Raw genomic sequence first — 25,976 nt, 5'->3', positions numbered from 1 at the left:
TGGACATGGCCGTCCAGGCCGTCATGGGCGGCTCGCTTGCGTGGGTCGCGGACAACGATCCCGGCGCGGCCCGCATCCTGGCCCACCACCACCCCGACGTTCCGAACCTCGGCGACATCACCGCCGCCGACTGGCCCGGCCTGGAGCCGGTCGACATGGTCGTCGGCGGGTACCCGTGCCAGCCGTTCAGCTCCGCCGGCAAACGGAAGGGAACTGCCGATGCCCGGCACATCTGGCCCCACATCGCCCGTGCCCTTGGCGTTCTACGACCCCGCTACGCGGTCTTTGAGAACGTCGCAGGGCACCTTTCCCTCGGATTCGACACCGTCCTCGCCGACCTTGCCCGCCTCGGGTTCGATGCGCAGTGGTGCACTCTTCGCGCGTCCGACGTCGGCGCCGCCCATCAGCGCAACCGGCTCTTCGTCCTCGCGTGGCCTGCCGACCCCGGCGGCCAGGGACTGGCGCGGGGGCGGGCGGAGGGGACAGCTCCCGACAGCTGTCACCTCGCTGCTGCCGACGCCGTCGACCTCGGAGAACACCGGGCCGGGACACGCCGCGCAGGGCGGGATGAATCTGCGCCACGTCGTCTCGCTCCTGCCCACCCCGCGCGCGTCGGCGAACGAGAACCGGCAGACCAAGCGCTCGCCGTCCCAGGAAGCGGGCAGGCACGGCAAGAGCCTGGCCGCCGAAGTGGGAGAGCTCCTGCCGACGACCACCGCAACGGATGCGAAGGGCAGCAGCGGAGCGAACCCGGCCTGGGGGCACGGGGAGACGCTGACGGACGCGGCCCGCAGCGTTGGGGGCCGTACGGTCCGGCGATCGCGCGGTGGGAGTCCGTCCTCGGACGTCCAGGTCCCGGGCCAGCTGACGCTCTGGGACGACTGAACCCGCCCTTCGTCGAATGGCTCATGGGCCTGCCCGAAGGCCACGTCACCGACGTCCCCGGCCTGTCCCGCTCCGCCCAGCTCAAGGCCCTCGGAAACGGCGTCGTCCCCCAACAGGCCGATGCCGCCCTCCAGGCCCTTCTCGCCAATGCCCCGTCCCGATCCGGCGCACCCTCCCGCGCCGCGTGAACTGGAGGAATTCCATGGAGCACGGCCAGTCGCAGGGCTCGCACATGTGGGTGCTGACGTTGGAGGTGCCCGGTCGGGGGATGACCACGCAGTTCGGGACGTGGACCCCGCCTGCCGGCGCCACCCGCTACGACGTCCTCGTCGCGCTCCGGGGCCACATCGTGGCCCAGCAGCCGGAGATGTCCTCCGCGAACACCGTCTTCTTCAGCCTGGAGCCCAACCAGCTCTGACCTGTCTGTATCAGCAGGGCCCGGCCGCCAGCCTCCTACAGCATCTGGCCGGGCCCCTCATCCCCCGAAGGGGGCTCGTACAGCATGACCGAGACCATCGTCGAAGTGGTACCGCAGACACCACCCGCTCCAACTCCGCCCGCACCCAAGGCTGCTGAGACTCTGGCGCCGTTGCCCGGGGTTCCGCTGGCCGTGGCCGGGGCGAATGCCCTGGGTGCGGTGGCGGCCGGCGCGGTGGCCGTGGGCGGCCCGGCCGGGCTGGCCGTGACCGGCGCCGTCATGGGCGCCGTCGCGGCCACCGGCCTGGCCCGCCGCATCACGGCCCGCCGGGCGCAGCGCAAGCCCACGTCCCTGCCTAAGCAGCGCACCCCGGCCGCAGGCCGGGACCGCTCCTCGCCCTCCTCCTCGGCGGGCGGTGCGGGCGGCAGTCACCGCCGCCCGGCCGGGCCGCGTTCCGGAGGGCTCCTCGGCAAGGGGCCTGGGTCTTCCACCGCTGGTCTGCGGGCGGTGGCCCGGAACATCGGCCGTCACCGTGCCGAGAGCGGGTCCGCCGGTCCGCAGGCTCCCGGCGCGAAAACTGCCCCGCCTGCGGGCGGATCGCCCAAGCATCACAGCAGTAGGCCCAACTCCCCCTCGCCCCGGCCCGTCTCGTCCGGTGGCGCCGACAAGCCGCAGCGCCGCTCTGGTGGGCTGGTGCAGGCGGCTCGGAAGGTAGCGCTGGGTGCTGCTGATGGGGCGATCCGGGCCGGGCACGCCCGCTACACCGCAGGCGCCGCGACCCGGACCGGGAAGGCCGAGGCCCGGTCGGCTCGGCGTACGGCGAAGGGTGAGGCGAAGGCCCGCCGGCAGTCCGGGCTGGACCCGGCCGGCAATCCCACCGCCAAGGCAGCACCTGCGGCGGTACGGCAGAAGGCACTGCGCCGCTCCGCGCTGCGGCACGCGGCCCGGATGACCGGCAGCGCGCTGCTGGCCGCAGGTGCCGGGTTGGTGTCGGGGGTGTGGAACTGGAAGAAGCCCGGTGTCGCCACCCGCCACGTGCGGGCGGTGTGGCGGCGGCTGGCGGGCCGGGCCCGGCAGGTGCGGGCCGCCCGTGACGCCGCTATCAACGGCATCTCCACCGATGGCGACAAGCCGGTGGTGGCGGTGCCTGCGACGCAGGTGAACAACCCCAACCGCCCCAAGGACCGGGTGCTCGCGCCGGTCGGGCAGACAGCGAAGTCCCGGCCCGTCGTTCTGGCGGGGGCCGACCGTATTGGAGGCACTGTGTCCGAGTCCGGTACCGCGTTCACCCGCCTGTCCGACGCCGCCGAGGTCATGCTCCAGGCCGCGTCCACGTTCGACCCGGAGTACATGGCCGAGTTCCAGGCTCTCATCGACGACCTCCCCGAGGCGATGTCGACCGTGCAGGAAACTCTGCGGGTCCTGGCGGAACTCTCGCAGGAGAAGCTCCCCGTCGACCCGCTGGTGGTGGAGGAGATCGGCGAGGGTTACCGCGCCATGAACCGCGTGGTCACCGCCCTCGACGAGGTTGGCACCGTCTACCGGCGCGTGCACGCCGAGGACATCGAGCGGATCGAGAACCCCCGCAACGGCATCGACGGGGAACGCCGCTGGAACGTCGGCTGACCTCCACCATCCTGCACCGCTCGTTCGGCCCGCCGTCCCCAGCCTGTGGGCGGCGGGCCGCTGTCATCGCGAGGAGAGAACACCTGTGAGCAGCAAGAAGAACACCGTGCGGGTCGACTGGAAGGCCCCTCACGGCATCCTGACCGGCACCCTGAACGCCACCGCCGGAACCTTCGTCACCACCGCGCTCACCCACTCCGCTGGCATGCCGTCCGGGTACGCTCTCGCCGCTGGTGCGGCCGGGGCGGTCGGCTCGTCGATCGCGGGCTGGCGCAACCGGCTGACCGGTGCCACCGTCGCCTTCCGCGCCGCGTGCTGGACCACGGCCGGCACGTGGTCCTGCTGGGCCCTGGGCAGCACGGGCCCCATGACTCTGACCGGTCTCGGATCTCTCCTCGTCGGCGGGATCGCCACCGGCACTCTCGCGGCCGGGTTCGCGGCGCGCGAGGAGACCGAGCAGGCCCGGCGCCGCATGCTTCTGTCCATCGGCACCCGCCGCGCGCTCGCCGCCGAGTGGATCGAGCGGATCGCGCGGGTGTGCCGGGTGGAGGACGTGAGTGTGCTGGGGATCGAGCACTGGCCGTCCGGCATGGGCTACACCATCGAGATCGAACTGCCCGAGGGCGGCGTCACCCGCAGGCAGGTCGCCGACCGTACCGACGCCCTCGCCTCCGACCTCGACCTGCCCGACGGCTGTGGCCTCCAGGTCCTTCCCGGCATCTCCCGGCGCCGTCTGCTGATCGAAGTGGCCACCAAGACCTACCAGGGGCAGGAGATCCCGTTCCCGGTGGAGGAGATGGCCGAGACCACCACCGTCAACAACCCCGCCCCCATCGCCCTGCTGTCGGATGGCGGGCGGGCGGAGCTGGACATGCGGCAGGCATCCACCGTCGTCGCCGGCGGCACCGGCACCGGAAAGACGAACTGGCTCCAGACGCTGATCGCCCGGCTGCTGCAGACCAACGACACCCTCGTGTGGGTCATCGACCTCAACGCCGGCAGCCTCGGCCTGCCCTGGCTGCATGCCTGGCGGGAAGCCCAGATGGACCCCGAGCGGCGGGATGAGGTTCCGGCGCCCGGGGTGGACTGGCTCGCTTCCACACCGGCCGAGGCCAGGCTCATGCTCGAAGCGGCGATCGCCATCGCCAACACCCGCAAGATCGCCTACCAGCAGCACATGCGGGACGAGGACGACGACAAGCTTCCCGTCTCCCCTCAGATCCCCGAGATCGTCATCATCATGGACGAGAGCGCCGAGGTCTCCGCCACCAAGGCCGCGAAGGAAGTGATGGCGGGGGTCGTGAAGGTCATCCGCGTCGCCCGCGCCATGGCGATCCGCGCCGTGATCTCAGCCCTGCGGGTCACCCAGGACGTCCTGCCGGACCCGATGGTGCGCAAGATGGCCTCCAACCGCGTCTGCACCGGCGCCAACGAGGACTCCGAACTCGGCCACCTCTTCGGCTGGCGCGCCCTCACCGCCGAAAACAGCTTCTCCGGCCCGGGATCCATGCTGGTCGGGACCGAGGGCAAGCAGCCCAAGACCGCCCAGCAGTGGCGCATCACCCCCTCCGGCATCGACGCCGTCACCCGCGCCACCGCACACCGCCGCCCCACCCTCGACACCGTCTCCCTCCAAGCCGCAGGACCCGCCTACACCGAACGGTGGAGCGTCGAACGGTGCGGCCACCTGTGGGGACAGCCGGTCTCGACAGGCGGCCCGGCCGCAGGTCCGGGGACGCTGCCGGGCCGCCCGGACGGGCAGTGGAAGGCCACCGCGGGATGGGACCAGCCCCGCCCGGTCGCCACACCCGGCGCGGATGAACTGGAGGCCCTGTTCCTGATGCCATCCGCCGAACCCGACACCCGGCCCGACGGAGACGGGGACACGGACTGGTCGGATCCGTCCTCGTGGACGTCCGGCCGCCCGGTACGGGAACCGGAACAGCCCGACGCGCGACAGGCCGCGCTCAATCTGGTCATCGCCGCCGGGCCCGCCGGCACCGGCGCATCGGCGATGGAACGGGACCTGAAGGACACCTACGGCACCCGACGCCCGGTGATCCAGCGGTGGCTGAAGGAGTGGGCCGAATCCGGTGAGATCAGCCGCATCGGGGAGGGCAGCAAGGCCCGCTACGTCCACCACAGCCACCTCCCCGAAGCCTGACCCCCGGCCGCCTGTCTGTCACCTGTCACGCCCTCCCCCAACCCCCTCCCGGAGGGGTCCGGGTGCCTGTCACCCCTGCTGTGACCTGCGGATGACAGGTGACAGACAGGTGACAGGTGACAGACAGGTGACAGGCGCGATGACAGGCACCACCCACCGTCTTCCGCCCGTCCGAAGGAGCCCCCACGTGCATGAGCCGAACCGCACGATCACCACCCCCGCCGCCCACTACGGCGACCCCGTTCACCGACCCCGGCCGGTCGAGCCGCACACCGTTCTGCTGCCCCAGGACATCCCGCCCGGCGTCGACTGGGTGACCCTCCCGAACGGGGTCCGCACCCTCGCCTACACCCACCCCCACGCCGCACCGGTCCCCGAACCGGAACGCGTCCAGCCGGAGTCGATTCCGCAGTGGGCCAAGACGACCGCGCTCCTCGCCCCGACGCTCGGCGGCGGAATCGCCGCGGCCGGGGTCGGGATCTCCTACGCCGCCCCCGGAGTCCTTGCTATGGCCGAAGCCCTCTGGGCCACCGTCGCCCTCATCGCCGCCGGCGCCCTCGCCCCGCTCCTCCTCCGCGCGAGCCGCAGCAGGGGCGGCCGGGGTGCGGGGCCGATCCAGCACATCACCCAGAACATCACCTCGACCGGGATGTTCGGCCGCGCCACCGGAACCCTCAACAACCGCTGAAAGGCCACCGCGTGAACCAGCCCCTGCCCGAACGCGTCGCCGACGCGGCCGCGCTCCTCACCGGCACGCGGACCGTCCGCTGCCCGCACCCGGGATGCCGGGTCTCCGTCCGCTACCGGCACGTCACCCCTGAGGAGGCGAAGCGGCTGATCGACCTGGCCACCGACCACACCCGCCACTGAAATCAGCGAGGGCGGCCCCCACTCACGCCAATGACCGGGGCCGCCCTCTTCCAGCACCTACTGGAGGAATCCAGCATGGCTCATCAATCCGCATCCGCGCTGCTGACCGCCGCGCTTGATGCCGCCGAACGCGGCTGGCCCGTCTTCCCCCTCCGCCCGGAAGGCAAGCGGCCCGCCGGCCACGCCGACTCCCGCTGTCCGCGTACCGGCCGGTGCGCGGACGGGCACAAGACCCCCGAGCAGCGGGCCACCACCAACGTCGACCTGCTCGCCGCCGCGTGGACACAGGCCCCGTACAACATCGGCATCGCCACCGGCCCCTCCGGACTGCTGGTCGTCGACCTGGACACGCTCAAGCCGACGGACCAAGAAGGAACGCCTGACGGCGTGACCACATTTGAAGCGCTCTGCGAGCGCGCCGGACAGGCCGTCCCCCTCACCCACCGGGTGCGGACCGCGCGCGGCGGGATGCACCTGTACTTCACCCAGCCCGACGGGCACCGGCTCGGTAACACCATCGGGCGGCTCGGCAAGCACATCGACACCCGAGGGTGGGGCGGGTACGTCGTCGCCCCCGGCAGCCACACCTCCGACGGCGCATACGAGGTCCTGGACAGCCACCCCCCGGCCCCGCTGCCCGACTGGCTCCACGAAGCGCTCACGGCTCGTCCCAAGCCTGTTCAGACCGCTCCGGCGCTCGCGCTGGCGGGCGGATCCCGGGTCGCGGACGTAGCGCTGGAACGTGAGACCGCCGCCGTCCAGGCCACCACCGAGGGCGGCCGAAACGCCCAACTTTTTGCATCAGTCAGGGCGGTAGGACGCTTCGTCGCGTGGGGAGACCTCCCCCGGCACGTGGCCGAGGAGGCTTTTCAGGAAGCGGGGGAGGCGGCCGGACTGCCGGCGACCGAGTGCCGCGCCACCATCCGCAGCGCACTCGACTGGTCCATCCGCACCGCCCGGCCCCGGACGGCGGCATGAGCGACCACCAGACCCCCCTCCTGAAAAGCCCCACCGTCACCCCAACCGGCCCGCGCGCCGCCGAACGACCGGCGCGATTGCGGGCGGTAGGCGACTCGAAGGGCGTCGCCGAAGGCGTCCTTCCTGGTTCTGACCCGCACCCGGCCACCGGGCCACGCATCGTCGCCATACTCCACATCACCGCACCCGGACGCGGCGCGATCCCCACCGCCACCTCGCGCTGCTCCTGCGGACGCGACCGCAGCGCGGCCGGACAACGCCAGGTACTCGCCCTCAGTACCGACCACACCGCCCACCGAGACCTGTGCCCGCTGCTCAACCCCCAGGAAGGGAGGGCCGCCGCATGACCGACACCATCGACGGCGCCGCGCTGCTCGCCGAAGTCGAGGCATTCCACCGCCGCTTCAACGTCTTCCCCCGCGAAGCCGCCTACGTCGCCGTCGCCCTCTGGGACGCCCACGCCCACCTGCTCGACGCGTTCGACTCCACCCCCAGGCTCGCGTTCCTCTCCCCGGAACCCGGCTCCGGCAAGTCCCGCGCGCTGGAGGTGGTCGAGACCCTGGTGCCGCGCCCAATGCTGGCGGTGAACGCGCGGGCCGCCGCCCTGTTCCGGTCCGTCTCCGACCCCGCCGGACGGCCGACGATCCTGTTCGATGAGATCGACACCGTCTTCGGCCCCAAGGCCGGGGACAACGAGGAGCTACGCGGTTTCCTGAACGCCGGCCATCGCCGCTCCGGTGTCACTTACCGGTGCATCGGTGACGGCGGCAATCAGACGGTGGTGGAGTTCCCCTCCTACACCGCCGTCTCGGTCGCCGGTCTCGGCTACCTGCCCGACACCATCACCACCCGCTCCGTCATCATCCGGATGCGCCGCCGCGCCAGGAACGAGCACGTGGAGCCGTTCCGGGCCCGGCTGCACGAGGCGGAGGGCAACAAGCTCCGCGACCGGCTCGCCCAGTGGGCCGACCAGGTCCGCGAGGACGTTGCCGGACGCTGGCCCGAGATGCCCGAAGGCGTCACCGACCGCCCCGCCGACGTCTGGGAGCCCCTGATCGCCGTTGCCGACGCGGCCGGAGGGCAGTGGCCCGAGCGGGCACGCACCGCGTGCGTGGAGCTGGTCAACGCCTCCCGCGCCGACGATAAGGGCAGTCTCGGAATTCGGCTGCTGACAGATCTGCGGGACCACGTGATGGCGGGCATCGACCGGATGCCCACCGTCGCTGTCCTTGACCGGCTGTGCGCGCTCGACGAGGCGCCGTGGGCCGACATGAGCGGCCGGCCGCTCGACTCCCGGATGCTGGCCAAGATGCTGGGCGAGTACATGACCAGCGACAACACCCCTGTCAAGGCCCGCAACATCAAGACCGCCGGGACCGTCCTGAAGGGCTATTACGCCGCCGATCTTCACGACGCGTGGCAGCGGTACTGCCCCCCACCCCCCGCAGGGGCCGCTACCTCCGCTACCTCCGCTACCTCGCAGGTCAGCGGCCCGGAAACGGTAGCGGAAGAGCTCTTCACGTCCGCTACCTGAGCGCTACCCGCTACCGGCCCCACGCCCCTCAGAACGGGGCCGGTAGCGGCAGACGTCCGCTACCGCTACTCCTATCCGCTACCTCGATCATGCCCCTGACCAGGGCGGTAGCGGAGGTAGCGGAAGTAGCGGACCTGGCAGAGAGAAGCCGAAGAGGCTCCGTAGCCCACTAAGGAGGCACCACCGGATGAGCAGCACCATCGTTCGTGCCGACCAACTTCTCTACACCCCCGAGGAAGCCGCCGCCGTCCTCCGGTTCGGCCGCTCCACCGTCTACGAGCTGATGGCGGCCGGGGAGCTGAAGTTCATCAAGCGGGGACGCTCCCGCCGCATCAAGCGATGCCATCTCGAAGAGTTCGTCAACGCCCTCGAACCGCAGTCCCACTGACCCGTACCGCGCGTGGTGGCCCCGGACCGTCGTCCGGGGCCACCACGCATTCGGAGGAGCACATGAGCCCCCGCAAGCCGAACATGGAATCGTCCATCTACCTGGGCAGCGACGGTTGGTGGCACGGCCGCGTCACCATGGGCGTCAAGAGCGATGGCAGCCCCGACCGCCGCCACCGTCGGGCCAAGACCGAGCCCGAGGTACGCCGCAAGGTCAAGGAACTGGAGCAGCAGCGCGACCAGGGCCGCGCACTCAAAGCCGGACGCATCCCGACCGTGGCCGCCTGGATGGACACGTACCTGACGACCATCGCGAGCCTGAAGCTCAAGCCCCGCTCTCTGGATGACTACTGGTCCAAGACCCGCAACGACATCATCCCGGGCATCGGTCAGCACCGGCTGGACAAGCTGCAACCCGAGCACCTGGAGCGGATGTACGCCGTGATGCTCGCTGAGGGGCATGCCCCCTCGCACGTACTCAAGGTCCACCGCATCCTGTCGCGCGCCCTGAAGATCGCCCACCGTCGCCGCATCATTGTGGAGAACGTGGCCACGCTCGTCGACCCGCCGTCCGTGGACGAGACTGAGGCGAACCCCTTCACAACGGAGGAGGCCAAAGCGTTCTTGGAAGCAGCCTCGAAGCGCCCAAACTTCATGCGGTGGTGCGTCGGGGTCGGCATGGGTTTCCGGCAGGGCGAGACCCTGGGACTCCGCTGGAAGTACGTCGATCTTGAGTCCGGTCTCTTCCACCCACGCTGGCAGCTCCAGCGGCTCACCTGGCGACACGGCTGTGCGGACCCGCACGCCTGCGGAGAACGGCTCCACCGTTTCGCTCCGTGCCCGCCCGACTGCGTGACCCATAGGAACTACACCCGCGGCTGCCCCAAGCCGTGCCCGAGGGGTTGCACCCAGCACGCCAGTACGTGCCCCGAGCGCAAGGACGGCGGGCTCGTGTACACCCGGCCCAAGACCAAGAAGAGCCGGAACCCGGTGCCAATCCCTCCGCCGTTCATTCCGCACCTGATCGACCACAGGGTGCTGCAAGAAGAAGTGAGAGCCGCAGCGGGCGAGCTGTGGGAGGAGAACGACGCGGTCTTCGCCCGGCCGGACGGCCGGCCGCTGGACCCCCGGCAGGACTGGGAGGAGTTCAAGGAACTCCTGCGGGAAGCAGGCATCGACGATCGTCGCCTGTACGACGGCAGCCGTCACACCGCTGGCACGATCTTGAATGAACTGGGCGTCGACATGCCCACGATCATGGAGATTCTTCGGCACACCCAGATCAGTCAGACCCGGCGATACGTGAAGGGGCGCTCGACCCTCTCGAAGGACGCCATGCGCCGCATGGGCGACGCCTTCATGCCCACCGCCCGCCCCGTGACTGAGACCAGAACTGAGACCGCCGACCCCCGCGCGGCTCGCGCCCGGCGTCGTCGACGAATCCGCTGAACGAAAAGGCCCAGCTCAGACGTGTCTGAGCTGGGCCTCTCCCCTGGAGCCCCCTGTCGGATTCGAACCGACGACCTACGCATTACAAGTGCGTTGCTCTGGCCGGACTGAGCTAAGGAGGCACTGCGCACGAGTGTAACCGGCCGCCGCGTCGTCCCGGTCGGAAATCTCGCCTCCCCCGAACTACTGACAGAGCCGCGCCCGCCGGGTAGCGTCACCTGCGGTTCACCCAGGTGGACCAGACCTTTCCATTCCTTTACTCGGATCGTCCGGCACGTTCCTGCCGGTGAAGGGACAGCATCCCCATGGCTTCTGTCACGTTCGACAAGGCGACCCGGATCTACCCGGGCGGCACCAAGCCCGCCGTCGACCAGCTCGAGATCGAGATCGCGGACGGTGAGTTCCTCGTCCTCGTCGGCCCCTCCGGCTGCGGCAAGTCCACCTCCCTGCGCATGCTCGCCGGGCTGGAGGACGTCAACGGCGGCGCCATCCGCATCGGTGACCGCGACGTCACCCACCTGCCGCCCAAGGACCGGGACATCGCCATGGTGTTCCAGAACTACGCGCTGTACCCGCACATGACCGTCGCCGACAACATGGGCTTCGCGCTCAAGATCGCCGGGGTCAACAAGGCGGAGATCCGCAAGAAGGTCGAAGAGGCCGCCAAGATCCTCGACCTCACCGAGTACCTGGACCGCAAGCCGAAGGCGCTCTCCGGCGGTCAGCGTCAGCGTGTCGCCATGGGCCGCGCCATCGTGCGTGAGCCGCAGGTGTTCCTCATGGACGAGCCGCTGTCGAACCTCGACGCGAAGCTGCGTGTCTCCACCCGTACGCAGATCGCCTCCCTCCAGCGCCGCCTCGGCATCACGACCGTGTACGTCACCCACGACCAGGTCGAGGCGCTGACGATGGGTGACCGCGTGGCGGTGCTCAAGGACGGTCTGCTCCAGCAGGTCGACAGCCCGCGCAACATGTACGACCGCCCGGCGAACCTCTTCGTCGCGGGCTTCATCGGCTCCCCCGCCATGAACCTGGTCGAGGTCCCGATCACCGACGGCGGCGTCAAGTTCGGCAACAGCGTCGTCCCGGTCTCCCGTGAGGCGCTGACCGCCGCCGCCGACCGCGGCGACACCACGGTGACCGTCGGCGTCCGCCCCGAGCACTTCGACGTGGTGGAGCTCGGCGGCGCCGCCGCCAAGTCCCTCGCCAAGGACACCGCCGGCGCCCCGGCCGGTCTCGCCGTCTCCGTCAACGTCGTCGAGGAGCTCGGCGCCGACGGTTACGTCTACGGCTCCGCCCGCGTCGGCGGCGAGGACAAGGACCTGGTCGTCCGCGTCGGCGGCCGCGCCATCCCGGAGAAGGGCTCCGAGCTGCACGTGGTGCCGCGTCCGGACGAGATCCACGTCTTCGCGACCTCCACGGGCGAGCGCCTCAGCGACTGACGCCCGTACGCCGGTCCCCAACTCTCCCGAGCGGCCCCGCACTTCGGTGCGGGGCCGTTCGCGCATCTGATCGGTCGGGTCCGGCGGGAGACCTCCACCCCACTCGCGCAAGACCGGCAGCAAGATCAATGATGTCGACAAATACCCCGGCAGAAAGGTCAATTCGGACCCTGTTCGTCAATGCCTGATTCGAAAAGGAGCATCGAACCATCCCCCGGGAGGGTGACGAAATGTCTCCAAATCATCACTGACCGCTACGCTCACGTCCGTGACCCACACCGCACGCCGAATCGGCCGCACTCTCGCACTCGTCCTGCCCGTCGTCCTGGTGCTCTCCGGAACTCTCGCGGTCACCAGCGTCCCCTGGGCCGGGAGCTCCCGGTCCCAGATCCTCACCGCGTCCTCGGAGAACGTGTCGGTGCGAGCCAAGCCTCGTGCCCCGCAGGACATTCTCCACGACCGCCTCCTCGCCGAACTCCAGGAGAAGGGCCCGGGTGTCGCCCTGACCAGCCTCCAGCGCACGGTCGAGGAACACCCCTCGCTCGCCAAGCACTGCATGACGCTCGCCCGCGCGCTCGGTCGCGCCGCCGTCCAGCACTACGGGCCCGTGCGCGCCCAGTCCTACTCCCGCCCGGTCTGTGACACCTCCTTCGCCTCCGGCGTCGCCCACGAGAGCTGAGCGCATCACCGGAGACCGAGGGGCGCCTATCGTGCCCGGTATGCACTCCTCCCCGACGCAGGCCGTGATCCTGGCGGGCGGCCAGGGTTCGCGCCTGCGCCCGTACACCGATGACCGCCCCAAGCCGATGGTCGAGATCCCCGGAACCGGGACCCCGATCATCGGCCATCAGCTTTCCTGGCTGGCCGCCGAGGGCGTGACCGACGCCGTCATCTCCTGCGGCCATCTCGCCGGTGTCCTCCAGCGCTGGCTGGACGCGACGGAACTGCCGCTGCGCGTCACCACGGTCGTCGAGCCCGAGCCGCTGGGCCGGGGCGGCGGCCTCAAGTACGCGGCCGCGCGCCTGCCCCACCCCGAAGAGCCGTGGTACGCCTCCAACGGGGACATCTGGACCCGTTTCTCGCTGCGCGAGATGGCCGCGTTCCACGCCGAACGGGACGCCACCGCCACACTGGCCCTGGCCCGCCCCCGTATCCCCTGGGGCGCCGTGGAGACGGACGCCTTCGGCCACATCACCGACTTCATCGAGTCGCCCCCCTCGCCGTATCTGATCAACGCGGGCGTCTACGTCTTCTCCGCCGCCTTCACCGGGCTCCTGCCCGATCTGGGCGACCACGAGCGCACCACGTTCCCGCGGCTGGCCCGCGAGCGCCGCCTGGCCGGCTTCCCGCTGCCGCAGGGCGCGTACTGGCGGGCCATCGACACCGCGAAGGACCTCACCGAAGCCGCCAAGGAACTGGCGGGAGCGGGACCGGCTTCCTGAGCCCCGTGGGGCGCCGGGCGCGCCAGGGAGGCCAGGACCGCGAATCCCGTCTCGCGTACCCGGTGACCGCCCCTCCCGGCGTCCTGCGCGCCCTTCCTGCCCCGGCCCCGCCCGGACGCCCCTCTCCCGCCTGCTTCCACGGGCCCCCCGCCCCGCACAAAGCCGTCCGCCCGCCTCGCGGATGCGGGGCGGGCGGACGGCCGGGTGTGCGGGGCGGATCAGCCGAGCAGGCCGCCGATCGGGTTGCTGTTGCCTCCGCCCGAGCCGCCGTCGTCGGAGCCGCCCGAGCCGCTGTCCTCGCCGCCACCGCCACCGCCACCGCCACCGGAGCCGGAGCCGCCGCTTGAGGAGGGGCCGGAGCTGCTGGACGGCGGGGGAACGGGCTGCGACTGCTGCGGCTGACGCTGGCCGGACCCCTGCGTGGCGGTCGGGCGCTGCTCCTCCGTGCGGTCGGGTTCGCGGACCGACTCGGCGGGCGAGGACTCCTGCGCCTCCGGGGTCTCGGAGGCGGTCGACGCGGACGGCTCCGGCCGCTTCGACGTCTCACGGGACGACGGGGCGCGCAGGCCCGGCTCCTCGGGCAGCGGCCGGCCGGGCAGGTGGTTGGTCGGGTCGTCGTTCGGTCCGGGCACCGTGACCATCTCGGTCGAGCGCACGGCGCCGCCGAGCATCGAGCCGATGAGCAGGGTCAGGCCGACCACGACGGTGGCGACCACGGCACCCCGCCGCAGCACCCGACGGCGCAGGTCCCACAGCGCGGAGCGCGGGCCGAGCGTGCGCCACGCCTCGCCCGCGATCCGGCCGTCCACCGAGTAGACCGGGGCACCGGCGATGATCAGCGGGGACCAGGCGGCGAGGTAGATGATGTCGGGCGCGTCGTAGACCGGCACGGTGCGCCAGCTGACCGTCAGGATGAGCGCGGCGGACAGCAGCGCGCCGAAGACGGCGGCCACCCGCTGCCACAGGCCGAGGACGGTGAGCACACCGACGACGACCTGGGCGAAGGCGACGGTGAGGCCGGCGCCGACGGGGTGGGCCAGCGCGAAGTCGCGCAGCGGCTCGGCCAGCGGCCAGGGGTGCAGCGAGGTGAGCCACTTGACCATGGAGCCGCGCTCGCCGCCGTCGAAGTAGACGGGGTCGCAGAGCTTGCCCATGCCGGCGTAGATGGAGATGAAACCGAGGAACACGCGCAGCGGCAGGAGCACCACGCCCAGGTTCATACGGCGGCCCGGGAAGTAGGCGTGCCGCTGGACCGGGCCGCTGTACTCGTTCTTGCGGTCGGTCCGCAGGGTGTACGTGTCGTCGTCGGGCTCGTCCCGCTCCGGGCGGGCGTCGTGCCGCTGATAGGTGTCCGGCGCGTAGCGGTCCGGCTCGTAGCGGTCGTCGTAGGCGCCCACCGCGCGCCGCATCGGCGGCAGCAACGGAGCCGTGTCGGGCCCTCGTTGGGCGCCGACGACGGGGTTGGGCATGGTGTCGTCGGAGAGGTCGACGCGCGGAATGACCTGGGTGACGCCGGCGTCGTGCGAGCGGTCGAGGGTGCCGACGGCGGCGGAGTCGCGCACGGCCTGGAGCAGCCCGGTCGCACCGGGGTCTCCGGGAGCGGACCGGCCGCTCCACACGACCGGCGCCCGTCGCCTTCCCGTCTGCGCGGCCGCGTTCATCGCGGGCACACGGGCGGTCTCGGCGAACCTGGGCTTCTGGACCGGGGCAAGCCGTACCCGGAAACTGGCGTGGTTCACGATGACCTGCGCGGGATCGCAATCCACCTTGACCATGCTCAGCGCAGGCTGATCGTCGAATCCGGGCCGGGGCGTTCTGGTGTCCACACTCATCTAACCGAGTGACGCGGGATTAGGACACTGCCTTGACGCGTGCCAAATGTCCGAGACCCGTCAAGATCACCAACGTCCCCCGTCCAGCCCACGGCGCGGGCTCGCGCGGCCCCGTGCCCGGTTGCCGCGCGAGGCCCCGGCCGCCCGGCCGGGGCCTTCGGGAGCGGGCGGTCAGGCCCGGCGGCGCGCCGCCTCGTAGAGCACGACGCCCGCGGCGACACCGGCGTTCAGCGACTCGGCGCCGCCCGGCATGGGGATGCGCACGCGGAAGTCGCACGTCTCGCCGACCAGCCGGGACAGGCCCTTGCCCTCGCTGCCGACCACGATGACGACAGGGCCGCCCAGGGCCTCCAGGTCGCCGACCTCGGCCTCGCCGTCCGCGGCGAGGCCCACGACCGTGATGCCGGCCTTCTGGTAGGCCTCCAGGGCGCGGGTCAGGTTGGTGGCGCGGGCCACCGGCGTGCGGGCCGCCGTACCGGCCGAGGTCTTCCAGGCACCGGCGGTCATGCCGGCCGCGCGGCGCTCGGGCACGACGACGCCGTGGCCGCCGAACGCGGAGACCGAGCGGACGACCGCTCCCAGGTTGCGCGGGTCGGTGACGCCGTCGAGCGCGACGATCAGCGGGTCCTCCCCGTCGTCGAACGCGGCGGCCGCCAGGTCCTCCGGGTGGGCGTACTCGTAGGGCGGGACCTGGAGGACGAGGCCCTGGTGGTTCAGACCGTTCGTCATCCGGTCCAGCTCGGCGCGGGGGGCCTCCATCAGGTGGATGCCGCCGCGCTCGCCGGCGAGCTGGAGCGCCTCGCGCACCCGCTCGTCGTTGTCGATGTACTGCTGGACGTAGAGCGTCGTCGCGGGCACGCCGTCGCGCAGCGCCTCGAAGACGGGGTTGCGGCCGACGACCATCTCCGAGCTGCCCTTGCCGCCGCGGCGGGCGACGGGGCGGCGCTGCGTCTTCTTGGCCACGGCGTTGGCGATGCGGTTCTTCTTGTGGCCCTTGCGGGCGGACGCGGGCGGCGTGGGGCCCTTGCCCTCGAGGCCACGGCGTCGCTGACCACCGCTGCCGACCTGCGCGCCCTTCTTGTTGGACGTGCGGCGGTTCCTGCGCTGGCTGTTCCCGGCCATGACCTACCTACTTCGTGAATCAGGTGATGCGTACGTATAAGAAAGTGTGCCGCCCGGAGCTGCGGGCGGCATATCGCGGCGGCTCAGCGGGGGCCGAGCGTCCACCGGGGGCCGTCCGGGCCGTCCTCGATGACGAGGCCGGACTGGGTCAGCTGGTCGCGGATGGCGTCCGCCGTCGCCCAGTCCTTGCGCGCCCGGGCGGCCTCGCGCTGCTGGAGCACCAGCCGTACGAGGGTGTCGACGGCGCCGTGGAGGTCCTCGCCGCGCTCGGTCTCGCCGGCCCACCGCGGGTCGAGCGGGTCCAGGCCGAGGACGCCGAGCATGGCGCGCACCTCGGCGAGGCGCTCGACCGCGGCCTCCTTGTCGTCGGCGGCCAGGGCGCTGTTCCCCTGCCGCACGGTGGTGTGGATGATCGCGAGGGCCCCGGGGACGCCCAGGTCGTCGTCCATCGCCTCGGCGAAGGCGAGCGGTACCTCGGCGGCGGGCTCGACGTCGCCGCCGGCCTTCTCGACGACCCTCTGGACGAAGCCCTCGATGCGGGAGAAGGCGGACTCCGCCTCGCGCAGGGCCTCCTCGCTGTACTCGATCATGGAGCGGTAGTGCGGGGTGCCGAGGTAGTAGCGGAGCACGATCGGGCGCCACTGCTTGACCATCTCGCTGACGAGCACGGAGTTGCCGAGCGACTTCGACATCTTCTCGCCGCTCATCGTGACCCACGCGTTGTGCACCCAGTACGAGGCGAAGTCGTCGCCGAACGCCTTGGCCTGCGCAATCTCGTTCTCGTGGTGCGGGAAGATCAGGTCGAGTCCGCCGCCGTGGATGTCGAAGGCGGGGCCCAGGTACTTGTGCGCCATGGCGGAGCACTCCAGGTGCCAGCCGGGACGGCCGCGTCCCCAGGGGGTCTCCCAGCTCGGCTCGCCGGGCTTGGCGGCCTTCCACATGGCGAAGTCCCGCGGGTCGCGCTTGCCGGTCTCGCCCTCGCCGGACGGCTGGCGCAGGTCGTCCAGGTCCTGATTGGACAGCGCCAGGTAGCCGGGGAAGGACCGGACGTCGAAGTAGACGTTCCCGTCGGCCTCGTAGGCGTGGCCGCGCTCGATGAGGCCCCGCATCATCTCGACCATCTCGGTGACGTGGCCGGTGGCGCGCGGTTCGTAGCTGGGCGGCAGGCAGCCGAGGACGTCGTAGCCGCTGTTGAAGGCGCGCTCGTTGTCGTAACCGATGGACCACCAGGGGCGAGCCTGCTCGGCCGACTTGGAAATGATCTTGTCGTCGATGTCCGTGACGTTGCGGATGAACGTCACGTCATAGCCGCGGTAGGCGAACCAGCGGCGCATGATGTCGAAGTTCAGCCCGGACCTGATGTGCCCGATGTGCGGTGCGGCCTGCACGGTGGCGCCACACAGGTAGATCGAGACGCGGCCCGGGACGAGCGGGGTGAAGTCACGGATCTGCCGGGCGCCGGTGTCGTACAGACGAATAGTCACGGCTCCAGGGTAGTGGGCCCATAGCAGTGCCCCGCGACCGTCCCGCGATCGCGGGGCACATTTCGGTTCAGATGCTGCTGACGACCTTGTCCGGCCTGATCCGGACGACCACGCGCGGGCTGTCCTCGGCGGCGGCCGGGTTGAAGTCCGCGTACTTCTTGCCGGTGTACTTGAGGGACAGCTCGTCGATCAGCGCCTGGCCGCCCTCGGTGGTGATCTCGGCGGTGCCGCGGATCTCGGCGTAGGTGTACGGGGCATCGAAGGGCTGGAGCAGAACGGTCACCCGGGGGTCCTTGCGCAGGTTCCGCTCCTTGCGCCGGCCGACGGTCGTCGAGATCAGCACGTGGTCGCCGTCGCGCTTGACCCAGACCGGGGAGACCTGGGGCCTGCCGTCGGGCTGGATGGTGGCGACGCTGACGAAGACCGCGCTGTCGAGAAGTGCCTTGAGGTGATCGCTGAGTGCGGCGGGCATGGGTGCCTCTCTGTCGTGTACTCAGGCCGCGGGGGCCTCTGGGACGCGTACTCGATGCTCTGTGTGCCGAACGCCCGCACGCCGCATTTCGTTTCCCGTGCGCGCGTACGGAGCACGCGCGCACGGGAGACGACCGTGTCTCAGCCCCTGCGCACCAGCAGGGCGGTGGCGATCGCGGCCAGGCCCTCCGCCCGTCCGGTGAGCCCCAGGCCGTCCGTCGTCGTACCGGAGACGGAGACCGGCGCCCCGGCCGCCGCGCCGAGCGCCTTCTGCGCCTCGTCGCGCCGCCTGCCGATCTTCGGGCGGACGCCGATGACCTGCACGGCGATGTTGCCGATCTCGAAGCCCTCGGCCCGCACGATCCGGGCCGCCTCGGCGAGCAGGGTGACACCGGACGCGCCGGACCACTCGGGCCGGCCGGTTCCGAAGTGGGCGCCGAGGTCGCCGACGCCGGCGGCGGAGAACAGCGCGTCGCAGGCGGCGTGGGCGGCGACGTCACCGTCGGAGTGCCCGGCCAGCCCGTATCCGTCGCCGTCCTCCCACAGCAGGCCGGCGCACCACAGCTCGCGGCCCTGCTCGAAGGCGTGGACGTCGGTGCCGATCCCGACCAGCGGGAGGCCCGGCACCCCGTTCGCCGCGGCCGGCGCGGTGTCCGCGACGGCTCCCGGCGCGGTGTCCGGGGCCGTGTCCATGGGGTCAGAAGCCATCGTTGGCCCTCCTCCGGGCGAGTACCGCCTCGGCCAGTACGAGATCGAGCGGCCGGGTCACCTTGAACGCCTCCTCGTGGCCGGGGACGACCACGACGGGCTCGCCGAGCTGCTCGACCATGCTCGCGTCGTCGGTGACGTCGCCGGTGACCGTCGCGTGGGCACGTACGAGCATGTCGCGGTCGAAGCCCTGCGGGGTCTGCACGGCGCGCAGCCGGGCCCGCTCGGGTGTGCCGACGACGGGCTCGGGCCCGCCGTCCCCGCGCGGCTCGACCTGCTTCACCGTGTCGGCCAACGGGAGCGCCGGGACGACCGCGGGGGCGCCGTCGCGCACCGCCTCGATCACCGCGTCGACGGTGTCGACGGGCACGAGCGGCCGGGCCGCGTCATGGACGAGGACGGCGGTGATGTCCTCCGGCAGCGCGTCCAGGCCCAGCCGGACGGACTCCTGACGCGTCCGCCCGCCGGGCACGACCAGATAGTCGGTGCGCTCGGGCAGGGCGTGCGTGTCGAGCAGGTTCTTGACCTCGGTCGCGCCGTCGGACGGCGCGACCACGACGACGAGTGAGACCGCGCGGGAGGCCGCCATGGCCCGTACCGCGTGGATGAGCATGGGCGTGCCGTTCAGCCCGCGCAGCGCCTTGGGGGCGCCCGGGCCGAGCCGCACCCCCCGTCCTGCCGCGGGGATCACCGCGGCGGTACGGGCGGGACGTGCTTCGTCTGACATCGGTTGCACTCCGGCAGGTTTGTTTCCGCGGCCGACATGGGTATGGCCTCAGCGTGCCGGGCGCGACGCCTTGACCGGAACCTTCCGTGACACTGGTCGAGCGAGCTGCGCCAGCTGACCGGGCCCGGCACGCCAGGGCGCTCGCGCCGGACCGAAGGCGCGGGGCTCTGGGGTGCGAGGCTCCGGATGCGGGGGCACGCCCGGGACGCGAGGCCGGAGGCCCGAACGAGGGCCGACGGCCCGGACCGTTGTCCGGAGGGGGTCGTCCGACGGCATACGCGGGATACGTGTGCCCGGACATGCCGCAGCGCCCGGCGACGTGCTGCGTATCACAGCATGTCAGCGGGCACCGCGGCATCGCTTCACTTCAGGACGCGAGGACCTCGTCGAGCAGGGCCTCGGCCTTGTCCTCGTTGGTGTTCTCAGCGAGCGCGAGCTCGCTCACCAGAATCTGGCGCGCCTTCGCGAGCATGCGCTTCTCGCCTGCGGACAGGCCGCGCTCGCGCTCACGACGCCACAGGTCACGCACCACTTCGGCGACCTTGATGACGTCGCCGGAGGCGAGCTTCTCGAGATTTGCCTTGTAGCGACGGGACCAGTTCGTCGGCTCCTCGGCGTACGGCGCACGAAGCACCTCGAAGACCCGGTCCAGCCCATCCTGACCGACCACATCGCGCACGCCGACGAACTCCGCGTTGTCCGCTGGCACACGAACCGTCAAGTCGCCCTGGGCGACCTTGAGCACCAAGTAGGTCTTGTCCACGCCTTTGATCTGGCGAGTTTCGATGGCCTCGATCAGCGCGGCCCCGTGATGGGGATAGACCACGGTGTCGCCAACCTTGAACGTCATGTGACAGGTACCCCTTCCGTGGCTATCCAGGGTAACACGGAAACGGCTTCTTCTGAATGGCGTTTTCGCAGGTCAGGGCATATCTCGGGGCTTGACAACAGCGACACGAACGTGCTGCGGAGCCCTTCCGGAAGGGGGTATTCGCAGGTCGGAGCGGCTGTGCGGGCAGGGAGAAACACGCACGTTACACCCATCCGGAGGCCACCCGAAGGTGGCATATATACCAGTTTGCCGGGTTCGAAGCGGTGAACTTACCGTACTCCGTTCGGCCCTCGGTCACTCGTACGGACGAGGATGAGCCTGATTCCGGAATTGATCACCGCGGCTATTCGGTAAGGAATGCGTGATCGCCCCGGAATTGATCAAGGCCGTTATGTGAACGGCGCGCGAAGCCCCCGAGATCGGCGGGGGTCCGACGCCCCCGACACGGCGCCGGGGCGGGTCGGGTGCGGGGCGGAGTGACGGGGTCGGTAACCTGAGCCAGCTGACAGACCCTCGGCTCCCGCCGGCGGGCCGTCGCACAGTTCCACAGACCGTGCCCTTCCGTACGTCCTAGGAGTTGCCGCCGCCGTGAGCCGCAGCCTTCGACGCGGCGCCCTCGCCGCCACCGCCCTCGTGATCTCGATCGCCTCGCTCACCGCCTGCGGGGCGGGCAACGACGCGCAGACGCTCGGCGTCAAGCCGGACAACGCCGCCGCCTCGGTCGGCAGCATCAAGATCCAGAACGCCACGGTGATCACGCAGCCGAAGCCCGATGCCGAGGGCCCCGCAGTCGTGTCCGGGACGATCTTCAACAACGGCTCCAAGGCCGAGACGCTTGAGGCGATCGAGCTGGCCGGCGGCACGTCCCCGGTGAAGCTCAAGGCGGCCGACGGCTCCGGCACGGTCACCGTGCCGGCCTACGGCTACGTCATCCTCGGCGGCAAGGGCAACGCCTCCGCCGTGATCGACAAGGGCCGCGAGGCGGCGCGCGACGGCGACGTCCAGGAAGTCGTCTTCAAGTTCAGCGAGACCGGCGACGTGAAGCTCCAGGCTCTCATCGTCCCGGCCAAGAGCTACTTCGCGGAATACGGCCCGGCCGAGGTGCCCACGAAGCCGTCGGAGAAGCCGGCCGCCACCCCGAGCGGTTCGCCGTCCGGCTCGCCCTCCGGCGCCGCGTCGGGCGCCCCCGAGGGGGCGCAGTCGGGCAGTCCGGCGGAAGGCGGCCAGGCGTCGACGACCCCGTCGGACTCGGCCTCGGCGTCGCACGAGGCCGGCCACTGAGCGACTCCTGACACACCGGGACTCGCCTCGCGCGCAGCCGGTGCGCAGGTGGACCCGGTACACAGGTGAAAGGGCGCCCCACCCGAAGGTGGGGCGCCCTTTCGTGTGCCCGTCCGTACGCGCCCTCGCGGGAGCGCCGACGGGTGCGCACGGGCCCCGACGTGGATGTCCCCCCGACGTCCACGGCCGGGCCCGGCGGGCAGGTGGGCGGCCCACAGGCCGCACGGGGCGCGGGCCGGGCCGGTCGAGCGGCCCGCAGCCGCACCGGGGCGGCCTACGGCTCGAACTTGTAGCCCAGGCCTCGGACCGTGACCAGGTAGCGCGGGGCGCCCGGGTCCGGCTCGATCTTCGCGCGCAGACGCTTCACGTGGACGTCCAGGGTCTTGGTGTCACCGACGTAGTCGGCGCCCCAGACCCGGTCGATCAGCTGCATACGGGTCAGCACCCGGCCCGCGTTGCGCAGGAGCATCTCCAGCAGGTCGAACTCCTTCAGCGGAAGGTCGACCTTTCCGCCGGAGACCGTCACGACGTGACGGTCCACGTCCATCCGCACCGGGCCCGCCTCCAGGGCCGCCGGCGCGACCTCCTCCGGCTCGCCCCGGCGGCGCAGCACCGCGCGGATACGGGCGACCAGCTCCCGTGACGAGAACGGCTTGGTGACGTAGTCATCGGCTCCTATTTCCAGCCCCACGACCTTGTCGATCTCGCTGTCCTTGGCGGTGACCATGATCACCGGCACGTTCGAACGGCCGCGCAGCTGCCGGCAGACCTCCGTGCCGGGCAGGCCGGGCAGCATCAGGTCGAGCAGGACCAGGTCGGCGCCGTTGCGCTCGAACTCGTCGAGCCCCTCGGGCCCGGTGGTCGCGACCGCGACCTCGAAGCCCTCCTTGCGGAGCATGTAGGACAGGGCGTCGCTGAAGGATTCCTCATCCTCGACGACAAGCACACGGGTCACGGAAGGACCTCCGGGGCAGGGATCGGTTCATGGGTGGTCGCGGGGTCGTGGTGTCCGGCCAGGCGCGCGGAGCGGTCCCGCACGGCGCCGGCCTCCGGGAGCCGGAGGGTGAAGGTGGAGCCCTGACCCTCGGTGCTCCACACGGTGACCTCCCCGCCGTGCGAGGCTGCCACGTGTTTGACGATGGCCAGGCCCAGTCCCGTACCGCCGGTGGCGCGGGAGCGGGCCGGGTCGACGCGGTAGAAGCGCTCGAAGATGCGCTCCTTGTCCTTGTCGGGGATGCCGATGCCCTGGTCGGTGACGGCTATTTCGATGAGGTCGCCGCCGGGCGCCGCCACATGGCGGGCGGCGATGCCGACCCGGGTACGGGCGGGAGAGTAGTTGACCGCGTTCTCGACGAGGTTGCCGAGGGCGGCGGCGAGCTGGCCCCGATGGCCCCAGACGTGGAGGCCGGCGGTGCCGCCGGCGGCCATGGTGATCTGCTTGGTGGACGCGGTGTGCCGTGAGCGGTCCACGGCCTCGGCCACCAGTTCGTCGACCCGGACCGGTTCGGCGTCCTCCAGCGGATCGTCGTTCTGAACCCTGGACAGGTCGATGAGCTCCTGTACGAGATTGGTGAGCCGGGTCGCCTCGATCTGCATCCGGCCGGCGAAACGGGTCACCGCCTCGGGGTCGTCGGAGGCGTCCATGACCGCTTCGGAGAGCAGGGAGAGCGCGCCGACGGGGGTCTTGAGCTCATGGCTGACGTTCGCGACGAAGTCGCGGCGTACGGCTTCGATGCGGCGGGCCTCCGTGAGGTCCTCGACCAGCAGGAGCACCAGCCGGGAGCCCAGGGGGGCGACCCGGGCGGAGACGGCGAGGGCCTCGCCCCGGCCGGTGCCGCGTCGCGGGAGGTCCAGCTCGACCTGGCGTATCTCGCCGTCGCGGCGGGTGTCGCGGGCCATGTGGAGCATCGGGTCCACGGCGAGTTTGCCCCCGCGGACCAGTCCGAGCGCGTACGCCGCCGAGCTGGCCTTGACGACGGAGTCGCTCTCGTCGAGGACGACCGCCGACGAGCGCAGCACGGACAGGACCGTGTCCACGCCGGGCGGCAGCACGGCGTCGGTGTGCAGGGATGTGCGGGTGGGTCTCGCCTGGTCGCGCTCGCTCCAGCGGAACGCCAGCATGGCGATGACACCGGTGCACAACCCGGCGATCGCTGCCGCTGCGGCAACCGCCGCGTTCACGTCCATGCATCCAGGTTATGCGGGGTCACGGACACTCTCCCAGCCATCCGGGTGGCCTCTCGAACAGTCGTCGCCCAGAGTTCACCAAGGGGAAAGTGGCGGTTCACTTGGGAAGGAGGCACCCGACTTGTAGCCGACGAACCGTGGGAGCGTGGGGGTCCGAGCCCCACCCGGACCCCGGACGTAGTGAGAGAGGGACATCCATGCGGGACGCGTACCACGAGGAACTGGACTCGATCGGCGAGGGCCTGGTCGAGATGGCCCGGCTGGTCGGATCGGCGATCGGGCGCGCCACCACGGCGATGCTCGACGCGGACCTGAAGCTGGCCGAGGCCGTGATCGCCGCCGACCAGAAGGTCGACGGCCTCCAGCACGACCTGGAGGCCCGCGCCATAGCCCTGCTGGCCCGCCAGCAGCCGGTCGCCACCGATCTGCGGATCGTGGTCACCTCGCTGCGGATGAGCGCGGACCTGGAGCGCTCGGGCGACCTGGCCCAGCACGTGGCGAAGCTCGCCCGGCTGCGTTTCCCCGACCGGGCGGTGCCGCGCGACCTGCACGCCACGATCCTGGAGATGGGGCAGCTGGCGCAGCGCCTGATGGCGAAGGCGGCCGAGGTCATCATCACCAAGGACGTCGACCTGGCGCTCCAGCTGGAGCAGGACGACGACGAGATGGACCTGCTGCACCGGGCGCTGTTCCAGCACCTGATGGACGACCGGTGGAAGCACGGCATCGAGACGGCGGTCGACGTCACGCTGCTGGGCCGCTACTACGAACGCTTCGCCGACCACGCCGTCTCGGTCGCCAAGCGCGTGGTCTACCTGGTGACCGGTGAGCACGCGGACGAGCTCCAGCAGTCGGAGTCGCCCGTCGAGGGCGCCTGAGAGTCCGTGCGCCGTTGATGCGCCCTGCCGAGTGGGCATGCAATGGGGTGACACCGGCCCCCGTCCCTTGAGGAGGGACCCCATGGCAGATTCGCCCACGACCGACGTCCAGCGGGAAACACCCGTCGAAGTGGTTCTCCTTCCCGTCCTCGGCGCCTGCGGGTGCGGCTCGGGCTGCGGGTGCGGATGCCAGGCGGGCGCGCCCTGCCAGTGCGGCGGCTGACGGCCGACGACCGACCGCCCTCCGCCCCGCAGGCCGACGGGCCGTCGGCCTGCGGGCCCCGGGCAGGGGCATGGACCTGGGCCCGGGCACGGACCTGGGCACGAGGGAGCCCCCTCTCCGCCGCTTCCCGGCGGGGAGGGGGCTCCCTCGTGGCGGGTACTTACTTCTTGCCCTGGTTCTTGACGGCCTCGATGGCCGCCTTCGCCGCGTCGGGGTCCAGGTACGTGCCGCCCTTGGTGACCGGCTTGAAGTCGGCGTCGAGCTCGTAGGCGAGCGGGATACCGGTGGGGATGTTCAGGCCCGCGATGTCCTCGTCCGAGATCCCGTCGAGGTGCTTGACCAGCGCGCGCAGGCTGTTGCCGTGCGCGGCGACCAGGACCGTACGGCCGGTCAGCAGGTCCGGGACGATGCCGTCGTACCAGTACGGCAGCATGCGGACGACGACGTCCTTCAGGCACTCGGTGCGCGGCCGCAGCTCCGGCGGGATCGTGGCGTAGCGCGCGTCGTCGGCCTGCGAGAACTCGTTGTCGTCCGCGATGGGCGGCGGCGGGGTGTCGTACGAGCGGCGCCACAGCATGAACTGCTCCTCGCCGAACTCGGCGAGCGTCTGCGCCTTGTCCTTGCCCTGGAGCGCGCCGTAGTGCCGCTCGTTCAGGCGCCAGGAGCGGTGGACCGGGATCCAGTGGCGGTCCGCGGACTCCAGGGCGAGCTGCGCGGTGCGGATGGCGCGCTTCTGCAGGGAGGTGTGGACCACGTCGGGGAGCAGGCCGGCGTCCTTGAGCAGCTCACCGCCGCGGACCGCCTCCTTCTCGCCCTTCTCGGTGAGGTTGACGTCCACCCAGCCGGTGAACAGGTTCTTCGCGTTCCATTCGCTCTCGCCGTGGCGGAGCAGGATCAGCTTGTACGGTGCGTCGGCCATACGTACGAGATTAATGGACGCCGATGAACGGCGAGGGACACGGTCGACGCCTGAGGGCGCCCGTCAATGGGATGGCTGCGCCGCCAAGGCCCTTGTAGGTTGCGAGTAAGTCGCGAG

At 71.2% G+C, this 25,976-nt stretch carries 26 protein-coding genes, 1 tRNA gene and 1 pseudogene; 17 read left to right on the top strand and 11 right to left on the bottom strand.

Features of this window, described 5'->3' with window-relative positions:
• Nucleotides 1-5: 5 nt before the first annotated feature.
• The 12 genes and pseudogenes from PUR26_RS24770 to PUR26_RS24715 all read left to right on the top strand — a co-directional run.
• Nucleotides 6-371: pseudogene (locus PUR26_RS24770) on the top strand (DNA cytosine methyltransferase); the annotation flags it as partial.
• Between the two features lie 196 nt (nucleotides 372-567).
• On the top strand, nucleotides 568-885 hold the full coding sequence (locus PUR26_RS24765; protein WP_329875916.1) for a hypothetical protein: 318 nt from the start codon (nucleotides 568-570) through the stop codon (nucleotides 883-885).
• A 23-nt stretch (nucleotides 886-908) separates the two neighbouring features.
• The gene (locus PUR26_RS24760; protein ID WP_329875914.1) at nucleotides 909-1,073 is read left to right on the top strand and encodes a hypothetical protein; all 165 of its coding nucleotides are present in this window, start codon (nucleotides 909-911) and stop codon (nucleotides 1,071-1,073) included.
• Nucleotides 1,070-1,303 (top strand): hypothetical protein, encoded by a 234-nt coding sequence (locus PUR26_RS24755; protein ID WP_329875146.1) that lies wholly within the window; start codon nucleotides 1,070-1,072, stop codon nucleotides 1,301-1,303. Before PUR26_RS24760 ends, PUR26_RS24755 begins: the two co-directional genes overlap by 4 nt.
• 84 nt (nucleotides 1,304-1,387) lie before the next feature.
• Nucleotides 1,388-2,929: a hypothetical protein gene (locus PUR26_RS24750; RefSeq protein ID WP_329875144.1), complete on the top strand. Its 1,542-nt coding sequence runs from the start codon at nucleotides 1,388-1,390 to the stop codon at nucleotides 2,927-2,929.
• An 85-nt stretch (nucleotides 2,930-3,014) separates the two neighbouring features.
• Nucleotides 3,015-5,093: a hypothetical protein gene (locus tag PUR26_RS24745; protein ID WP_329875142.1), complete on the top strand. Its 2,079-nt coding sequence runs from the start codon at nucleotides 3,015-3,017 to the stop codon at nucleotides 5,091-5,093.
• A gap of 187 nt (nucleotides 5,094-5,280) precedes the next feature.
• A complete protein-coding gene (locus PUR26_RS24740) occupies nucleotides 5,281-5,781 on the top strand; it encodes a hypothetical protein (RefSeq protein WP_329875140.1) in 501 nt (166 codons plus the stop codon).
• 11 nt (nucleotides 5,782-5,792) lie between these two features.
• Nucleotides 5,793-5,963: a hypothetical protein gene (locus tag PUR26_RS24735; protein ID WP_329875139.1), complete on the top strand. Its 171-nt coding sequence runs from the start codon at nucleotides 5,793-5,795 to the stop codon at nucleotides 5,961-5,963.
• Between the two features lie 75 nt (nucleotides 5,964-6,038).
• A complete protein-coding gene (locus PUR26_RS24730; protein ID WP_329875137.1) occupies nucleotides 6,039-6,941 on the top strand; it encodes a bifunctional DNA primase/polymerase in 903 nt (300 codons plus the stop codon).
• 343 nt (nucleotides 6,942-7,284) lie between these two features.
• A complete protein-coding gene (locus tag PUR26_RS24725) occupies nucleotides 7,285-8,475 on the top strand; it encodes a DUF3631 domain-containing protein (protein WP_329875135.1) in 1,191 nt (396 codons plus the stop codon).
• Nucleotides 8,476-8,662: 187 nt separating this feature from the next.
• A complete protein-coding gene (locus PUR26_RS24720) occupies nucleotides 8,663-8,863 on the top strand; it encodes a helix-turn-helix domain-containing protein (protein ID WP_329875133.1) in 201 nt (66 codons plus the stop codon).
• A 62-nt stretch (nucleotides 8,864-8,925) separates the two neighbouring features.
• Nucleotides 8,926-10,311: a tyrosine-type recombinase/integrase gene (locus PUR26_RS24715; protein ID WP_329875132.1), complete on the top strand. Its 1,386-nt coding sequence runs from the start codon at nucleotides 8,926-8,928 to the stop codon at nucleotides 10,309-10,311.
• A gap of 44 nt (nucleotides 10,312-10,355) precedes the next feature.
• Here the strand turns inward: PUR26_RS24715 and PUR26_RS24710 are convergent.
• A tRNA-Thr gene (locus PUR26_RS24710) sits at nucleotides 10,356-10,433 on the bottom strand.
• Between the two features lie 183 nt (nucleotides 10,434-10,616).
• On the opposite strand from PUR26_RS24710, the gene PUR26_RS24705 reads away from it, so the two are divergent.
• The 3 genes from PUR26_RS24705 (at nucleotide 10,617) to PUR26_RS24695 (ending at nucleotide 13,195) form a co-directional block, all read left to right on the top strand.
• Nucleotides 10,617-11,753 carry an ABC transporter ATP-binding protein gene (locus PUR26_RS24705; protein ID WP_329875130.1) on the top strand — a complete coding sequence of 379 codons (1,137 nt, stop codon included), beginning with the start codon at nucleotides 10,617-10,619 and terminating at the stop codon, nucleotides 11,751-11,753.
• A 268-nt stretch (nucleotides 11,754-12,021) separates the two neighbouring features.
• Entirely contained in the window at nucleotides 12,022-12,432 is a 411-nt protein-coding gene (locus PUR26_RS24700) for a hypothetical protein (RefSeq protein ID WP_329875128.1), read from the top strand.
• Nucleotides 12,433-12,472: 40 nt separating this feature from the next.
• Complete coding sequence (locus PUR26_RS24695) at nucleotides 12,473-13,195, top strand: nucleotidyltransferase family protein (protein WP_329875126.1); 723 nt, start codon at nucleotides 12,473-12,475, stop codon at nucleotides 13,193-13,195.
• A gap of 218 nt (nucleotides 13,196-13,413) precedes the next feature.
• Here the strand turns inward: PUR26_RS24695 and PUR26_RS24690 are convergent, their stop codons facing one another.
• The 7 genes from PUR26_RS24690 to PUR26_RS24660 all read right to left on the bottom strand — a co-directional run bounded on the left by PUR26_RS24690 (nucleotide 13,414) and on the right by PUR26_RS24660 (nucleotide 20,389).
• The gene (locus PUR26_RS24690; RefSeq protein WP_329875124.1) at nucleotides 13,414-15,027 is read right to left on the bottom strand and encodes a DoxX family protein; all 1,614 of its coding nucleotides are present in this window, start codon (nucleotides 15,025-15,027) and stop codon (nucleotides 13,414-13,416) included.
• 171 nt (nucleotides 15,028-15,198) lie between these two features.
• Complete coding sequence (gene rlmB, locus PUR26_RS24685; protein ID WP_329875122.1) at nucleotides 15,199-16,149, bottom strand: 23S rRNA (guanosine(2251)-2'-O)-methyltransferase RlmB; 951 nt, start codon at nucleotides 16,147-16,149, stop codon at nucleotides 15,199-15,201.
• A gap of 83 nt (nucleotides 16,150-16,232) precedes the next feature.
• Nucleotides 16,233-17,633 carry a cysteine--tRNA ligase gene (gene cysS / locus PUR26_RS24680; RefSeq protein ID WP_329875120.1) on the bottom strand — a complete coding sequence of 467 codons (1,401 nt, stop codon included), beginning with the start codon at nucleotides 17,631-17,633 and terminating at the stop codon, nucleotides 16,233-16,235.
• A gap of 67 nt (nucleotides 17,634-17,700) precedes the next feature.
• The gene (locus PUR26_RS24675; RefSeq protein WP_329875118.1) at nucleotides 17,701-18,105 is read right to left on the bottom strand and encodes a PPOX class F420-dependent oxidoreductase; all 405 of its coding nucleotides are present in this window, start codon (nucleotides 18,103-18,105) and stop codon (nucleotides 17,701-17,703) included.
• Between the two features lie 140 nt (nucleotides 18,106-18,245).
• A complete protein-coding gene (ispF, locus tag PUR26_RS24670) occupies nucleotides 18,246-18,797 on the bottom strand; it encodes a 2-C-methyl-D-erythritol 2,4-cyclodiphosphate synthase (protein WP_329875853.1) in 552 nt (183 codons plus the stop codon).
• 4 nt (nucleotides 18,798-18,801) lie between these two features.
• A complete protein-coding gene (gene ispD, locus PUR26_RS24665; RefSeq protein WP_329875116.1) occupies nucleotides 18,802-19,539 on the bottom strand; it encodes a 2-C-methyl-D-erythritol 4-phosphate cytidylyltransferase in 738 nt (245 codons plus the stop codon).
• A gap of 367 nt (nucleotides 19,540-19,906) precedes the next feature.
• A complete protein-coding gene (locus PUR26_RS24660) occupies nucleotides 19,907-20,389 on the bottom strand; it encodes a CarD family transcriptional regulator (RefSeq protein ID WP_003953493.1) in 483 nt (160 codons plus the stop codon).
• A gap of 570 nt (nucleotides 20,390-20,959) precedes the next feature.
• Between PUR26_RS24660 and PUR26_RS24655 the strand changes: the two genes are divergently transcribed.
• A complete protein-coding gene (locus tag PUR26_RS24655) occupies nucleotides 20,960-21,652 on the top strand; it encodes a DUF461 domain-containing protein (protein ID WP_329875114.1) in 693 nt (230 codons plus the stop codon).
• 274 nt (nucleotides 21,653-21,926) lie between these two features.
• On the opposite strand, the gene PUR26_RS24650 is transcribed toward PUR26_RS24655, so the two are convergent.
• Entirely contained in the window at nucleotides 21,927-22,607 is a 681-nt protein-coding gene (locus tag PUR26_RS24650; RefSeq protein ID WP_017945954.1) for a response regulator transcription factor, read from the bottom strand.
• On the bottom strand, nucleotides 22,604-23,839 hold the full coding sequence (locus tag PUR26_RS24645; protein ID WP_329875110.1) for a sensor histidine kinase: 1,236 nt from the start codon (nucleotides 23,837-23,839) through the stop codon (nucleotides 22,604-22,606). Before PUR26_RS24645 ends, PUR26_RS24650 begins: the two co-directional genes overlap by 4 nt.
• 197 nt (nucleotides 23,840-24,036) lie before the next feature.
• Between PUR26_RS24645 and phoU the strand changes: the two genes are divergently transcribed.
• The gene (gene phoU / locus PUR26_RS24640) at nucleotides 24,037-24,717 is read left to right on the top strand and encodes a phosphate signaling complex protein PhoU (RefSeq protein WP_329875108.1); all 681 of its coding nucleotides are present in this window, start codon (nucleotides 24,037-24,039) and stop codon (nucleotides 24,715-24,717) included.
• Between the two features lie 383 nt (nucleotides 24,718-25,100).
• On the opposite strand, the gene PUR26_RS24635 is transcribed toward phoU, so the two are convergent.
• Nucleotides 25,101-25,859, bottom strand: a complete 759-nt coding sequence (locus tag PUR26_RS24635; protein WP_329875106.1) for a phosphoglyceromutase — start codon at nucleotides 25,857-25,859, stop codon at nucleotides 25,101-25,103.
• Between the last annotated feature and the right edge of the window lie 117 nt (nucleotides 25,860-25,976).

The organism is Streptomyces sp. SP18CS02, from assembly GCF_036322365.1.
GTDB lineage: Bacteria > Actinomycetota > Actinomycetes > Streptomycetales > Streptomycetaceae > Streptomyces.
The sequence above is the reverse complement of the archived record's forward strand: the minus strand, read 5'-3'. Positions and strand labels throughout refer to the sequence as shown.